This window comes from Thermohalobaculum sediminis, from assembly GCF_023487995.1.
Lineage (GTDB): Bacteria > Pseudomonadota > Alphaproteobacteria > Rhodobacterales > Rhodobacteraceae > Thermohalobaculum > Thermohalobaculum sediminis.
On sequence record NZ_JAMFKN010000002.1, the window covers coordinates 378188 to 390816 of the forward strand.

The 12629-nt window shown below is 70.8% G+C and carries 12 protein-coding genes; 3 read left to right on the forward strand and 9 right to left on the reverse strand.

Annotation, left to right across the window (positions count from 1 at the left end; all coding sequences use genetic code 11):
- Positions 1-28: 28 nt before the first annotated feature.
- Positions 29-2347, reverse strand: coding sequence for a sensor histidine kinase (locus tag M1105_RS20795; protein WP_249579380.1), 2319 nt, complete (start codon positions 2345-2347; stop codon positions 29-31).
- A gap of 244 nt (positions 2348-2591) precedes the next feature.
- Here M1105_RS20795 and M1105_RS05720 point away from each other — a divergent pair, with 244 nt between their 5' ends.
- The gene (locus tag M1105_RS05720; RefSeq protein ID WP_249579381.1) at positions 2592-3401 is read left to right on the forward strand and encodes a hypothetical protein; all 810 of its coding nucleotides are present in this window, start codon (positions 2592-2594) and stop codon (positions 3399-3401) included.
- A 16-nt stretch (positions 3402-3417) separates the two neighbouring features.
- Here M1105_RS05720 and regB read toward each other — a convergent pair whose 3' ends face one another.
- Positions 3418-4851, reverse strand: a complete 1434-nt coding sequence (regB, locus tag M1105_RS05725) for a sensor histidine kinase RegB (RefSeq protein ID WP_249579382.1) — start codon at positions 4849-4851, stop codon at positions 3418-3420.
- A gap of 152 nt (positions 4852-5003) precedes the next feature.
- On the opposite strand from regB, the gene M1105_RS05730 reads away from it, so the two are divergent.
- Positions 5004-5630, forward strand: coding sequence for an SCO family protein (locus M1105_RS05730; RefSeq protein WP_249579383.1), 627 nt, complete (start codon positions 5004-5006; stop codon positions 5628-5630).
- 10 nt (positions 5631-5640) lie between these two features.
- Here the strand turns inward: M1105_RS05730 and M1105_RS05735 are convergent, their stop codons facing one another.
- A complete protein-coding gene (locus M1105_RS05735; protein WP_249579384.1) occupies positions 5641-6534 on the reverse strand; it encodes a DMT family transporter in 894 nt (297 codons plus the stop codon).
- A 128-nt stretch (positions 6535-6662) separates the two neighbouring features.
- Between M1105_RS05735 and M1105_RS05740 the strand changes: the two genes are divergently transcribed.
- The gene (locus M1105_RS05740) at positions 6663-7223 is read left to right on the forward strand and encodes an ActR/PrrA/RegA family redox response regulator transcription factor (protein WP_406600604.1); all 561 of its coding nucleotides are present in this window, start codon (positions 6663-6665) and stop codon (positions 7221-7223) included.
- 280 nt (positions 7224-7503) lie between these two features.
- Here M1105_RS05740 and M1105_RS05745 read toward each other — a convergent pair whose 3' ends face one another.
- The 6 genes from M1105_RS05745 to M1105_RS05770 all read right to left on the reverse strand — a co-directional run bounded on the left by M1105_RS05745 (position 7504) and on the right by M1105_RS05770 (position 12576).
- On the reverse strand, positions 7504-8244 hold the full coding sequence (locus M1105_RS05745; RefSeq protein ID WP_249579386.1) for a peptidase: 741 nt from the start codon (positions 8242-8244) through the stop codon (positions 7504-7506).
- Positions 8245-8274: 30 nt separating this feature from the next.
- Positions 8275-9096: a transglutaminase family protein gene (locus tag M1105_RS05750; RefSeq protein ID WP_249579387.1), complete on the reverse strand. Its 822-nt coding sequence runs from the start codon at positions 9094-9096 to the stop codon at positions 8275-8277.
- A gap of 12 nt (positions 9097-9108) precedes the next feature.
- The gene (locus tag M1105_RS05755; RefSeq protein ID WP_249579388.1) at positions 9109-10038 is read right to left on the reverse strand and encodes an alpha-E domain-containing protein; all 930 of its coding nucleotides are present in this window, start codon (positions 10036-10038) and stop codon (positions 9109-9111) included.
- 4 nt (positions 10039-10042) lie between these two features.
- A complete protein-coding gene (locus M1105_RS05760; RefSeq protein ID WP_249579389.1) occupies positions 10043-10222 on the reverse strand; it encodes a hypothetical protein in 180 nt (59 codons plus the stop codon).
- A gap of 9 nt (positions 10223-10231) precedes the next feature.
- Positions 10232-11638 carry a circularly permuted type 2 ATP-grasp protein gene (locus tag M1105_RS05765; protein WP_249579390.1) on the reverse strand — a complete coding sequence of 469 codons (1407 nt, stop codon included), beginning with the start codon at positions 11636-11638 and terminating at the stop codon, positions 10232-10234.
- A gap of 218 nt (positions 11639-11856) precedes the next feature.
- A complete protein-coding gene (locus M1105_RS05770) occupies positions 11857-12576 on the reverse strand; it encodes a cyclic nucleotide-binding domain-containing protein (RefSeq protein ID WP_249579391.1) in 720 nt (239 codons plus the stop codon).
- Positions 12577-12629: the final 53 nt, after the last annotated feature.

Below are 12629 nucleotides of genomic sequence, written 5' to 3' on the forward strand. Positions count from 1 at the left end.
CGAAGGCGTGCCAGATGTTCGGCACGTCTCAGCGCGCGAGGGGGAGTGTGCCGGCGGCGGGCTTTGGCGCGGCCGGGGCGCCGGCATCGCGCGACGCGGCGCTGCTGTCGAAGCTGCACACGCTGACGGCGTCGCTTGAATTGGTGCCGCGGCGGCGCTCGAACCGGCCCCCCTCGTTCGCGACCATCCGGCGGATGACCGAGAAGGCGAGCGACTCGCCGTCCTCGGCGAAATCGGCAAGCGGGATCGACGCCTCGCGCCGTTGGCTCACGCGGATCTCGACGCGGCCGGACGCGACCTCTTCGGCGGCGAGGATGATCCTCGTCCCGGAGGGGCTGCGCTGGATCGCGCCCGCCACCATGTTGAACACGATCTGGCGCAGGCGCACCGCATCGCATCGCACCTTGACCGTCGCGTCGGGCAGCTCGGTCGCGAGCACGGCCCCGGCCTCGCCGGCGCGCTTGTCGAGAAGCTGGCGGGTCAGCTCCAGCGTCTCGGCCAGCGGCGGATCGGCGCCCTCGTCATGCAGCGGGTCGAGTTGCAACGAGGCGAGTTCGGTCACGTCGTCGATGGTGTCGAGAAGCTGGCCCGATGCCTCGAGGATGCCGTCGGTATATTCGCGCTGGTCGGCGGTGAGCGAGCCGAAGCGCGGGTCGCCCAGAAGCTGGCCGAAGCCGAAGATCGTGTTGAGCGGCGTGCGCAGGCGGTGCGAGATCTGGTCGAGCACGGCGGTTCGCATCTCCTCGACCGCCTCGAGCGCCTCGTTGCGCTCACGCAGCGCCAGCGCGATGCGCTCGCTGTCGGTGATGTCGGCGAAGACCACCATGCTGGCGCCCCCCGGCAGGGGCGCGAGCCGCGCCGAGAGCGTGCGCGACGATCCCAGCGTGACCCGCGCGCTCCACGCGCGCCGGGTCTCGTCCGAGGTGATGAAGCCGGTCACGCGGCGCCAGACCTCGGTCTCGATGGTCAGGCCCTGGCACAGGCGCATCACCTCGCGCGCATGCATGCCGGGGCGGATGCTCTCGGCATCGGTGCCCCAGATCTTGTGGAAGGCGTCGTTGACGAACTGCAGCAGCCCGTCGGCGCCGAACACCGCGAGCCCTTCCTCGAGCCGGTTGAGCGTCGCGTGGCGCAGGTCGACCGAGCGGCGGTAGTTCTGCTCGAGCCGCATCCGCTCGGACACGTCGTCGAACACGAAGGCGAGCGAGCCATGCGGATGCGGGCGCGCCAGCACGTTGATCGACGAGCCGTCGGCGAGGTGCCAGATCTCCTCGTAATCGGCCGCCTCGGTGTCGTCGAACAGCCGCAGCAGGCGGCGGCGCCACAGGTGATAGTCGGCCGTCTCGGGAATCCGCCGGGCATGGCGCATGGCGTCGACCAGATCGCTCAGCGCGGGCCGGCCGGCGAGCCAGGCGGGGTCGAGCTGCAGCATCTGCGCCAGCGCCGGGTTGAACAGCGCAAGCTTCTGGCTGCGGTCGAAGATGGCGAGACCCACGGTGAGATGCGCGAAGGTCTCGGTCATCGTCTGCACGAAGCGGCTCAGCGTGCGCTCGGCGGCGACCGCGTGGCTCGCGTCGGTGGCGAAGTCATAGCGCCGCCCGTCGGGCCGCAGCACCTCGACCACCCTCAGCGGCACGGGCTCGATGCCGCCGGGCGGCAGGATGTCGATGCGCGTGCGCTCGACCGCGCCGGCGGGCTCGGCCTGCGGCGGGCGGATGCCCAGGAAGGCCACCACCTGCTCGGCGCCGACGGTGCCGTTGTCGCTGCGGACCTGCCCCGCGCACCACGAGACGGCCCCGTCCGCGGTGCGATGCCAGGCGATGGTGGCCCCGCTCTCCAGCAGGCTCGCGATGGTCTCGCGCTCGTACCAGCCGGCCGAGAGGCTGCGCTCGCGGACGGCGAGGGCGGCCTCGGCGCGCTCGAGCTCGGACGCGATCAGGCGCGCGTCGCGCATGACCAGCAGGCTCTCGCCTCCGCTGGGCTGGCCGATCAGCTCGCAATGCGCCCCCGTGGTGCGGCGGACCATGAGGTGCATCGGCTCGCCGCTGTCGACGAGGCGCCCGAGCGCGGCCAGCGCCGCCTCGCGCCCCTCTCCTATGGCGGCCTCCAGCACGGCCGCGAGACGCGCGCCCGGCCGCGCGCCCGGCAGTTCGGCTGCTGCATCCGAGAGGTCGGTGATCCGCCCGTCCCGCGCGCGCAGGACCATGCCGTCGCAGAGATCCTCGCGCCGGCGGCGCTCGCGGAGCAGCGCCCGGCGCAGCCGCGCCACCAGCGCGCCCATCAGGCACAGCGCCAGCGAAAGCAGCACCGTCACGCTGCCGAGAAGATCGAACCCCGCGCCGCTCACCGCCGCATCTTTCCCCCGCGCCCCACTGCCGCGCCGCCTGCCAGGCCGACGACGAGGCCGGCGCGAGAGTGTCAACAAATGGTTTACGAATTGCAAAGCCTGTCGCCATCGGCGGGGGCGGGCACGCGCCGGCGGGAAGAAAGCCTTGGGATGCCCCGGCGGGGTGTGTACCCTTGCGGACTATGCCGCCGGGGGCGCGTGGGGGGGGCGGGGTCCGCGAGTGCCGAGGCCGGGAGGGCTGTGCATGGCATGGAAGCTCTATCGTCAGGACCGCTACGACTGGCCGGAGGAGTTCAGGCCACCGGTCAAGGACGCGAGGGACCCGCTCGTCGTCGCGCTCGGCGCGGCCAAGACCTCGTTCGAGACGATGATGCGCGGGCTCGCGGATTTCTCGAAGGCCCGCGACCTCGCCGCCGTGGTCGCGTTAGAGGCCGCAGCCGTCGAGGCGGCTGATCACGGTTATTCCGACCTGGGCCACAAGCTTGCGACGGTGGCGAAGCTGACCGACAAGGCGCTCGCCGCCGCCAGGAAGGCGGCGCCGAAGGACAAGGCCCTGATCGAGCGCCTAAAGAAGATCCAGACCTGCGTCGCCGATTGCAGGAAGGACCTGGTCAACCCGAAGATCAAGCTCAGGATCGTGGAACTGGCGCGCGATCGCATGAACGAGATGGTCAAGGGCGACGTCCGCACCTTCGTCGACACCGTCACGCTCACGGACAAGCACATCAAGAGCATGCGGCGGCTGAACCGGCTCAACGTCGAGGCCGGACCGGACGCGGTGCGACAGGTCAACACCGACTTCCACAGGCTCCTAGCCGACTGCAACGACCGGCTGCGCCGGGCCGCGCGGCGACTGAAGCGCCATCTCGATGGCGGCTGGCGGGTGCCTGGGCTCGATGGCGGCAATCTCGACGCCGCGCTGGGCCGCATGCCCGACCCCGCCGAGGTGGACGCGACGACGCCCGAAGCGCTGCGCTCGGCGCTCAACGTCAAGCACGACGCGGCGCGCGCGGGCTGGAACGCGCTGAACGACATCGCCGACCGGCTGGCGTGACGCGCGGCCGATCGGGTCAGAGGGGGCGGCGGACCGGCGCGTTCGGCCCCAGCGCGCGGCGGGTCGCGGCCTTGTCGACCACCACCTCGGCCGCGTTCCAGACCAGCTCGATGATCGCGCCGGGAGGGCGCGCGGCCTCGGGCGGCGTCTGCGGGACCTGCGCGCGACGGCCGCGAAGGTCGGTGCCGTTGGCGAACGAGATGCGCGCGCCAGTCCGCGCCAGCAGCGTCCGGGCGATGAACAGGCCGAGGCCCATGCCCTCGTATTCGCCGTCCGCATGGCGGCGCTGTCCGCGGGCGCGGGTCGACACGTAGGGCTCGCCCAGGCGCGGCATCAGCTCGGGGCTGAAGCCGGGGCCGTCGTCGCCCACGGCGATCCGCAGATGTCCGTCGTCGTGGTCCACGTCAATCCATACCGTCGTCTCGGCGAAATCGACGGCGTTCTGCACCAGGTTCCGCATCCCGTGGATGAATTCCGGCGTGCGGCGCACGCTGGGCTGCGCGTCGCCGGCCTCGGCGGCGAGGCGCCCGCCGATACGCAGGATGACCCGCTTGCCGCGCCCGGCATGGGGGCCTGCCGCCTCCTCGAGCACCGCCGAGATCGGCGCCGTCTTGACATGGCTGTCGTCGCGACCCGAGCGCGAGAGATCAGCCATGATGCCGCCGCAGCGTTCGGCCTCGGCGCGGATCAGGAGCGCGTCCTCGGCCAGCTCGGGGCGGTCGGCCAGCTCGCGCACCAGTTCGGCCGCCACCAGCTTGATGGTGGCAAGCGGCGTGCCCAGCTCGTGCGCCGCCGCCGCCGCAAGACCCCCGATCGCGGCGAGGCGCTGCTCGCGCGCCAGCGCCACCTGGGTCGCGTTCAGCGCCTGGCTCATCGCGTAGCCCTCGACCGTGACGCGCCGCGCATAGAGCGAGAGGAACACCACCCCGATCGCCAGCGCCGCCGAGATGCCGCTGCGGAACAGCTCGGGCACCTCCATCGCCGTGCCGTCGGCCTGGATCAGCGGCAGGTGGACATTGGCCATCAGCGTCACGAACCCCATGGCCGAAATCCCCAGCAGCAGCGTCGGCTGCAGCCTGAGCGCCGTGGCCGAGATCGTCACCGGCGCGAGAATCAGCAGCGCGAAGGGGTTGTTGAGCCCGCCCGTGACCATCAGCAGCGCCACCAGTTGCACGAGGTCGAACATCAGCGATGCCCAGGTGCCCTGCTCGGTGAGGCGCGTCTCGACCGGGAACATCGTGACCGCGATCAGGTTGACCATCACCGAGGCCGAGATCAGCAGCGCGCAGTAGGCCAGCGGCAGCTGGAAGCCCAGAAGCTGCGAGGCGATCAGCACCGCCATGCTCTGGCCGATCACTGCCACCCAGCGCAGCACTACCAGCGTGCGCAGGCGCACCCAGTCGCCCCGCGCCCGCATGTCGAACAGGTAATTGCGCGCCGCCTCGCTCATCGCGCCGACTATCGCCGCAAGCGGGGGCCAAGGGAAGGGCGCAGCAGCCCCAGGCCGCGCCATCGCGCCGCGCGGGGTTGCATTCGGGCGCCCGAGGGCATTCCTAGGTGGCGCGCCGCAAGGCGCCCGAGTCGGGCAACGGGAGGACGGGCATGCAGAAGGCAATGATCGCGGTGGCAGGGATCGTCATGGTCGCGGTGGCCGCGGCGGCGCTGTTCTTCCTGCTCGCGCCGCGCGAGGACGCGCCGGTCTCGCCCGCCGCCGTGAACGTCTCGGGCGCCGAGATCGGCGGTCCCTTCGCGCTGATCCGCCACGACGGCATGCCGGTGACCGACGCCGACGTGATCACCGGGCCCACGCTGGTCTATTTCGGTTACACCTTCTGCCCCGACATCTGCCCGATCGACGTGCAGATCATGGCCGACGCGGTGGACCTTCTGGCCGAACGGGGGATCGACGTCACGCCGGTCTTCGTCACCGTCGACCCCGCCCGCGACACGCCCGAGGCGCTCGCCCCCTTCGTCGAGGCGATGCACCCGAAGATGGTCGGCCTGACCGGCGAGGCGGCGGCGATCAAGGCGGCGGCCGACGCCTACAAGGTCTATTTCGCCCGCGTCGATGTCGAGGGCTCGGCGGCCGAGTACCTGATGAACCACACGGGCTTCACCTATTTCATGCTGCCCGACGGGATCGCCGCGCTGTTCCGACGGGGCTTCCCGGCCGAGGAGATGGCGGGCGAGATCGAGCGCGTGCTGAAGGCGCGCGGGCTCGCCGGCTGAGAGCCCGCGCTCAGCCCCGGCCGGGCAGGCGGAACAGGCCGGGCCGGTTGACCATCAGGACGCCGAGCGCGGTGGCGGCGACCCCGCCCAGTTCGACGGCGGTCAGCGTCTCGCCGAACAGGCCCCAGGCGATCAGCGCGGTCGAGGCCGGGACGAGGAAGAAGAGGCTCGCGACGTTCGAGGCCGCGCCCCGCCGGATCAGCACGTAGAGGAGCGTGATCGCCCCCACCGAGAGCACCAGCACCAGCCAGCCCAGCGCGAACACGAACTCGCCCGTCCAGGCAATACGGTTGGTCTCGAGAAGGAGCGCGACAGGCGCGGTCACCGCGAGCGCCGCGGCGAACTGCACGAAGGCCGCGGCGCGCATCGGATGGTCGGCCGCGCGGGTCTTCTGCAGGATCGAGGCCACCGAGATCGCCACCAGCGAGACGAGGCAGAGCGCGACGCCGCACCAGTCGCCCACCCCGCCGTCCAGCTTGCGCGCGACCACCAGCGCCACCCCCGCGACCCCCAGCGCCATGCCCGCCCATTGCACGCGGCCCAGCCGCTCGCCCAGCACGCGCCCCGCGATCAGCGCCGTAAGGATCGGCTGGAGCCCGACGATCAGCGCCGACATCCCCGCCTCGGTGCCGAGCGAGATCGCGACGAACACGCCGCCCAGATAGACGCCATGGATCAGCGCGCCGATCAGCGCCGCATCCGCCGCCTGCCGCGCCGTCAGCCGACGGGCGTCCGACAGCGCGACCCAGGCGCCGATGATCGCCATCACGATGGCGAAGCGCAGCGAAAGGAAGGTCAGCGGCTCGGCGTGCGGCAGGCCCAGCTTGGCGCCGATGAAGCCCGTGCTCCACAGCACGACGAAGAGCCGGGCGACCATCAGGCCGGCCCTTGACTGTGCAGCCATCCGGGATCGCGCTCCGTCTGGTGGACGAGGGTTTGACTTCGATCCGTCTTTGATCACAATCCTCGGCAAAGAAAAAGGCCGTGGAGCCCCGAAGGGCGGCTTGGGAGAGAGAGCGCATGGCAGACGAGATGACGGGCCAGGACGGGCGGAGCCCGGCGATCGGGCAGGACCCCTCGATCCTGATCCTCGACGACGACGCGGCCTTCCGCCAGCGGCTTGCCCGTGCGATGGAGCGGCGCGGCTTCGAGCCGGTGCAGGCGGCGACGGTGGCCGAGGGGCTGGGCGTCGCGCGCTCGCGCCCGCCGGCCTTCGCAGTGGTGGACCTGCGCCTCGAAGACGGCAACGGCCTCGATGTCGTCGAGGCGCTGCGCGAGACCCGGCCCGACAGCAGGGTGATCGTGCTCACCGGCTATGGCGCCATCGCCACGGCGGTCGCGGCGGTCAAGATCGGCGCCGTCGACTACCTCGCCAAGCCCGCGGACGCCGACGACATCGAGAAGGCGCTGCTCTCGACCGGCGAGGACAAGCCCGCGCCCCCCGAGAACCCGATGTCCGCCGACCGCGTGCGGTGGGAACACATCCAGCGGGTGTTCGAGTTGTGCGACCGCAACGTGTCCGAGACCGCGCGCCGGCTCAACATGCACCGCCGCACGCTGCAGCGCATCCTGGCCAAGCGCAGCCCGCGCTGAGCGATCGCGCGGCATCGCGGGACCTTACGCCCCGCGATCGGTCGATGCGCCCCTCCGGCGCTCCACGGGCAGCGCCTGCGGGCTGGGGAGAAGTGGCGGCGCCGCTTCTCGTCCACGGTGATCCGCCGCGCGCCTCGGCCGTCGGAGTGTCGCGCATGGCATGGCCGCGATCCGTCGCCGGAGTCCCCGGCCGGGCGCCCGTCCCCGCCACAGGCGCGAACGGTGCAACGCCGCGCGGGCGGTCCGCCACCACGGGCGGCACGCCCGACGCGCGGCTTTCTCAGCCCTCGCCGATGTCCGGCAAGCTCTGGAACGCGTCGCGCAGCGCCGCCGACCACATCTGGCTGATCTGGCCGAATTCCTCGTCGTCGGCCTCGATCCGGCGGCGGGTGGCGAAGCGGTGCTCGCCCGCCCGGATCACCGCGAGGTCGAGCGGCATGCCGACCGAGAGGTTCGAGCGCAGCGTCGAGTCCATCGAGACATAGACCGCCTTGAGCGCCCGCGGCAGCGGCGTCGCGGGGGTGATCACGCGGTCGAGGATCGGCTTGCCGTACTTGTGCTCGCCGATCTGCAGATAGGGGGTGTCCTCGGTCGCCTCGATGAAATTGCCGGGGCTGTAGATCATGAACAGCCGGTGCTCGCCGCCGCGGCGCTGGCCCGCGACCAGGATCGCGGCATCGGGGGCCGCCCCCTGTGCCGCCAGCGCTTCGCGGTATTCGGCCTGCATCGCGGCCATCTGGCGGCCCACGAGTTCGGCCACGCGGTACATCGAGGGGGCGGAGACGAGGCTTTCCACCTCCTCGCCCGCGAGGCTCGCCTTCACGTCGGTGTCGAGCCGGGTGACGACGCCCTGCGTGATCGAGAGGTTCCCCGCCGTCATCAGGCAGATGGCGCGCTCGCCCGGCACTTCCCAGGCGAACATCTTGCGAAAGCGCGAGACGTTGTCGACGCCCGCATTCGTCCGGGTGTCGGCGAGCATGACGAGCCCCGCCTTGAGCTTGAGCGCGACGCAGTAGGTCATGTCCCGTGTCCCGTGACGCAGGGCCGCGACTCAGCCCTGCTGTTGCTGCTGTTGCATCTGCCCCGCGCTCACGCGGACCGCAACCTCCATCTCCTCCTCGTGCCCGGCCGACAGCGTTCCGCGGATCGGCGCGGCATCGGCGGCATCGAAGCCCGAGGCGAGGCGGACGTAACTCTCGGCCGGGCAGACCTGGTGCACGGGGTCGAAGCCGACCCAACCGAGGCCATGGACATGCGCCTCGGCCCAGGCGTGGGTCTCGGCGAGCGGGGCCTCGGGGTCGTGCAGGTAGCCCACCACGTAGCGCGCCGGCACCCCCATCGCGCGGGCGCCCGCGATCAGCAGATGCGCGAAGTCCTGGCAGACGCCGCCGCCGATGGCCAGCGCCTGCGCCGCCGTGGTGCCAGCCTCGGTTGCGCCGGGGCGGTAGTCGAGCGCCTCGGCCACCAGCGCCGAGAGCCGGTGCATCCGGGCCAGCGCGCCGTCCTCGCCTGCCGCCTCGCGCGCCATCGCCTCGATCGCCGCGTCGGGGCGGGTCAGCGGCGTCGTGCGCAGCGCGACCTCGGGCCGCGCGGCGCCGATGCGGCCCAGAACGCCCGCGGTGTCGGTGGTCTCGACGGTGCCGCGGGCGATGATCTCGACGCTTTCGGTCTTGCGGCGCAGGGCCACCAGCGCCTCGGCGTCGCCGAAGGCGTCGCGCACCAGCGGCTCGACCGGGCGGCCATCGACCGTCACCTCCCACGCCTTCACCGCCTGCGCTGCGGTCGCGGGCGCGAACAGCTTGAGCCGCAGGTGCAGGTGCACGGCCGGCGGCTCATAGGCGTAGCGGGTGCGGTGCTCGACGGTCAGGCGCATGGCTCCGCCCCCTCAGAAGTGATACGCGCGGTAGATCTCGGCATTGAGCCGCCGCGTCGTCGCGATCGTGCCGGTGATGAAATCGTGCAGGCCCTGCTGGAAGATCTCGCCCATCTCGAGATCGCCAAGCCGGGCGATCATCTCGGACGCCGTGAAATGGCAGACATGCCGCTGGCCGTAGCCGCGCGCGAGGCGGTCGAGGAAATGGCCGATCTGGTCGTAGCAGAAGGCGACCGAGCGAGGGAAGGCGCGGTTGAGGATCAGGAAATCGGCGATCTTCCAGGGGCTGTAGTCGCCCCGGTAGACATGGTGGAAGGCCCTGAGCGCCGAGGTCGCGTGCAGGAGCGAGGTCCACTGGTGATAGTCGCGCCCGCCGCCCACCACCTCGGTCTCCGGCAGCAGCACGTAATACTTCACGTCCAGAAGCCGCAGCATCATGTCGGCGCGCTCGACATGGGCGCCCAGCAGCAGGAAATCGTAGCGGTCCTCGCGCAGCATCGAGGTCGACGCAGCCCCGCGGAACATGATCGCCCTGCCCTTGATCCAGTCGAGCAGCGTCCTGAGGTCGCGCTGGGCGCCCGCCACGTCGACCTCGTCGAGCCGGCGCCAGCCCTCGTTCAGCGTCTCCCACATGTCGCGGGTCAGCGCGTTCCTGACCGCCCGGCCGTTTGCCCGGGCCTGCCTGAGGCACGAGCGGATCGAGGACGGGTTGTCGAGGTCGAGCATCAGCGTTCGCAGGATCGCGGCATCGGTGATGGCCGCGTCCTTGTCGAACAGGTCGGCCGAGCCCGAGGCGGCGGCGACCGAGCGCCACTCGTCGTCCGACCACGAGCCCGGCACCATCGCCATGCGGTGGCCCATCTCGATGAGCCGCGCGGTGCACTCGGCCCGCTCCATGTAGCGGCCCATCCAGTAGAGGTTCTCGGCGGTCCGGCTCAGCATCGCGTCAGCGTCCCCTTTCGAGCCCCAGGCAGCGCCCGGCCGAATGGTCGAAGGCCCCGCCCGCGTCGAGGCAGCGGTCGACCTCGGGCGGCCAGATGAGCGCGGCGTAGAGAGCAGCCGAAAGCAGGCCGCCCAGCGCCAGTGCCGGCGCGGCACTCGTCAGGAGCGATGTCCTCCATCCCATGCGCCGCCCTCATTCGGTGAGCACCCACGTGTCCTTGACGCCGCCGCCCTGGCTGGAGTTGACCACCAGCGACCCCTCGCGCAGCGCCACGCGCGTGAGCCCGCCGGGCACGAGGCGCATCGACTTGCCGACGAGGCAGAACGGGCGGAAATCGACATGGCGGGGCGCGATGCCGCGTGGACCCAGCGTCGGCACCGACGAGAGGTCGAGCGTGGGCTGGGCGATGAAGTTGGCCGGGTCGTCCGCGAGCTTCTTCGCGAATTCCGCGCGCTGCTCGGCGGTCGAGCGCGGGCCGATCAGCATGCCGTAGCCGCCCGAGCCGTGGACCTCCTTGACGACCAGTTCCTCGAGATGCGCCAGCACATGGGCGCACTGGTCGGGGTCTGCGCACCGGAAGGTCGGCACGTTCTCAAGGATCGGCGCCTCGCCCATGTAGAAGCGGATCATCTCGGGCACGTAGGTGTAGATCGCCTTGTCGTCCGCCACCCCCGCGCCGGGCGCCGAGCAGAGCGTGACGCCCCCCGCGCGATAGACGTTGAAGAGGCCCGGCACCCCCAGCACCGATTCCGGGCGGAAGGCCAGCGGGTCGATGAAATCGTCGTCGATGCGCTTGTAGATCACGTCCACCCGCTGCGGCCCGCGCGTGGTGCGCATCCAGCACAGCCCCTCGTCCACGAACAGGTCCTGCGGCTCGACCAGCTCCACGCCCATGAGGTCGGCGAGGAACGAATGCTCGTAATAGGCCGAGTTGAACGGCCCCGGCGTCAGCACGACGACGTTTGGATCGCCCTTGCAGGCGGGGGGCGCGACCTCCTCCAGCGTCTTGCGCAGGTCGTCCGGGTAACGGTCCACCGGCTCGACGCCGCCGCCGCCGAAGAGGTCGGGGAACATCCGCATCATGATCTCGCGGTTCTCGAGCATGTAGCTCACGCCCGATGGGGTGCGGCAGTTGTCCTCGAGCACCTGGAAGGCGGCTTCGCCGGTGCGCACGATGTCGATGCCGACGATGTGGGAATAGACCCGCCCCGGCGGCTCCACGCCCATCATGGCGGGCTGAAAAGCGGCGTTCTGGTAGACGAGGCGCTCCGGCACGATGCCCGCGCGAAGGATCTCGCCGCGGTGGTAGACGTCGTAGAGGAAGGCGTTGAGCGCACGCGCCCGCTGGCGGATGCCGCGGTCGAGACGCCGCCACTCGGCCGCCGAAAAGACGCGCGGGATCAGGTCGAAGGGGATCAGGCGCTCCGGGTCGCCGCCCTCGCCATAGACCGCGAAGGTGATGCCGATGCGCCGGAAGATCGCCTCCGCCTCGGCCGAGCGCTTGTGCAGCAGCTCGAGGCCGGAATCGGCGATCCACCCCTCGACCCGCGCATAGGGCGGGCGGGTCGTGCCACCCTCGACCGACATCTCATCGAACATCGCGATCCCCGGTCGCCGGAACTTTCCACGGGCCCACTTCGGAGCCCTCGATCTCCATCCTTAACGGCGTGGCGGAAAGCTGCAAGACACGCCGCCGCGGCCCGACCGGCCCAATCGACGCGCCCATTCGGGAAACTGCCCGGATTCTGTGCGCATGTCGGGAGACTGTTCGGAGAATAGTCAACCCGAGCGGTCGCCCGTTCCGGGGTGCGGCGGGGTCATCCGGTCCCCGAGCGCCGCGCCGCGCCCGCGGGCAGCGTTGCAGCTGCGAGGCGGGCCTCCAACTCCCTTTCCTGCTGCACCATGTTGCTCAGAAGCCGCCGTGTGATCAGTCGGATGAGCCTGTAGGCGAAGACCGGGTTGTCGAAATAGAGTTCCTCCACCCGCCGTTCGGTGAGTTCGAAAAGCTGAACCGGGCCGCGGGCCTCGGCGCTCGTGGTCCGCAGATTGCTCGGCGAGAACAGGGCGACCTCGCCGAGCAGCGCGCCGGGGCCGAGGGTGACGCCGATCTCGGGCAGCACGATGTTGCCCTCGGCGATGACGAAGAGGCTGTTGGCTGGCTCGCCCTTCCTGAACAGCGTGGCCCCGTCGGGAAGGTTGCGGCGGTGTCCCAGCGGGATCAGCCAGTCGAACTGATCCGCCGTCGGCGTGGTCCTCGCCACCTCGCCCGCCAGCCGTGCCATCCGGCGCATCTGCGCGAGCCGCAGCAGATTGAGCGGCAAAAGCGCGGCGTGCAGCAGCAGGACCGGCATGAGATCCGCCGCAAGCGCGTAGACGATGAACGCGGTATTGCTGGCGATCGCGATGATCCGCAGTGCCAGCATGGTCTTCATGCAGAAAGTCAGAAAGACGATGCCCGCCGCAAGGTAGCCCAGGGCATCTACGATAATTCCGTCCAGATGCATGGTCCCCACATATTGATCAATGAAATTGCCCAAATGACGAATACACGCAAAGCGTGTGCCGCCGCAAGAATTCCTGCCGGGCCTTA

Bases quoted from the DNA above. Each gene is read 5' to 3' on its own strand.
- M1105_RS05720 (WP_249579381.1), top strand. From the start codon at position 2,592: ATGGCATGGAAGCTCTATCGTCAGGACCGCTACGACTGGCCGGAGGAG.
- regB (WP_249579382.1), bottom strand. From the start codon at position 4,851: ATGAGCGAGGCGGCGCGCAATTACCTGTTCGACATGCGGGCGCGGGGC.
- M1105_RS05730 (WP_249579383.1), top strand. From the start codon at position 5,004: ATGCAGAAGGCAATGATCGCGGTGGCAGGGATCGTCATGGTCGCGGTG.
- M1105_RS05735 (WP_249579384.1), bottom strand. From the start codon at position 6,534: ATGGCTGCACAGTCAAGGGCCGGCCTGATGGTCGCCCGGCTCTTCGTC.
- M1105_RS05740 (WP_406600604.1), top strand. From the start codon at position 6,663: ATGACGGGCCAGGACGGGCGGAGCCCGGCGATCGGGCAGGACCCCTCG.
- M1105_RS05745 (WP_249579386.1), bottom strand. From the start codon at position 8,244: ATGACCTACTGCGTCGCGCTCAAGCTCAAGGCGGGGCTCGTCATGCTC.
- M1105_RS05750 (WP_249579387.1), bottom strand. From the start codon at position 9,096: ATGCGCCTGACCGTCGAGCACCGCACCCGCTACGCCTATGAGCCGCCG.
- M1105_RS05755 (WP_249579388.1), bottom strand. From the start codon at position 10,038: ATGCTGAGCCGGACCGCCGAGAACCTCTACTGGATGGGCCGCTACATG.
- M1105_RS05760 (WP_249579389.1), bottom strand. From the start codon at position 10,222: ATGGGATGGAGGACATCGCTCCTGACGAGTGCCGCGCCGGCACTGGCG.
- M1105_RS05765 (WP_249579390.1), bottom strand. From the start codon at position 11,638: ATGTTCGATGAGATGTCGGTCGAGGGTGGCACGACCCGCCCGCCCTAT.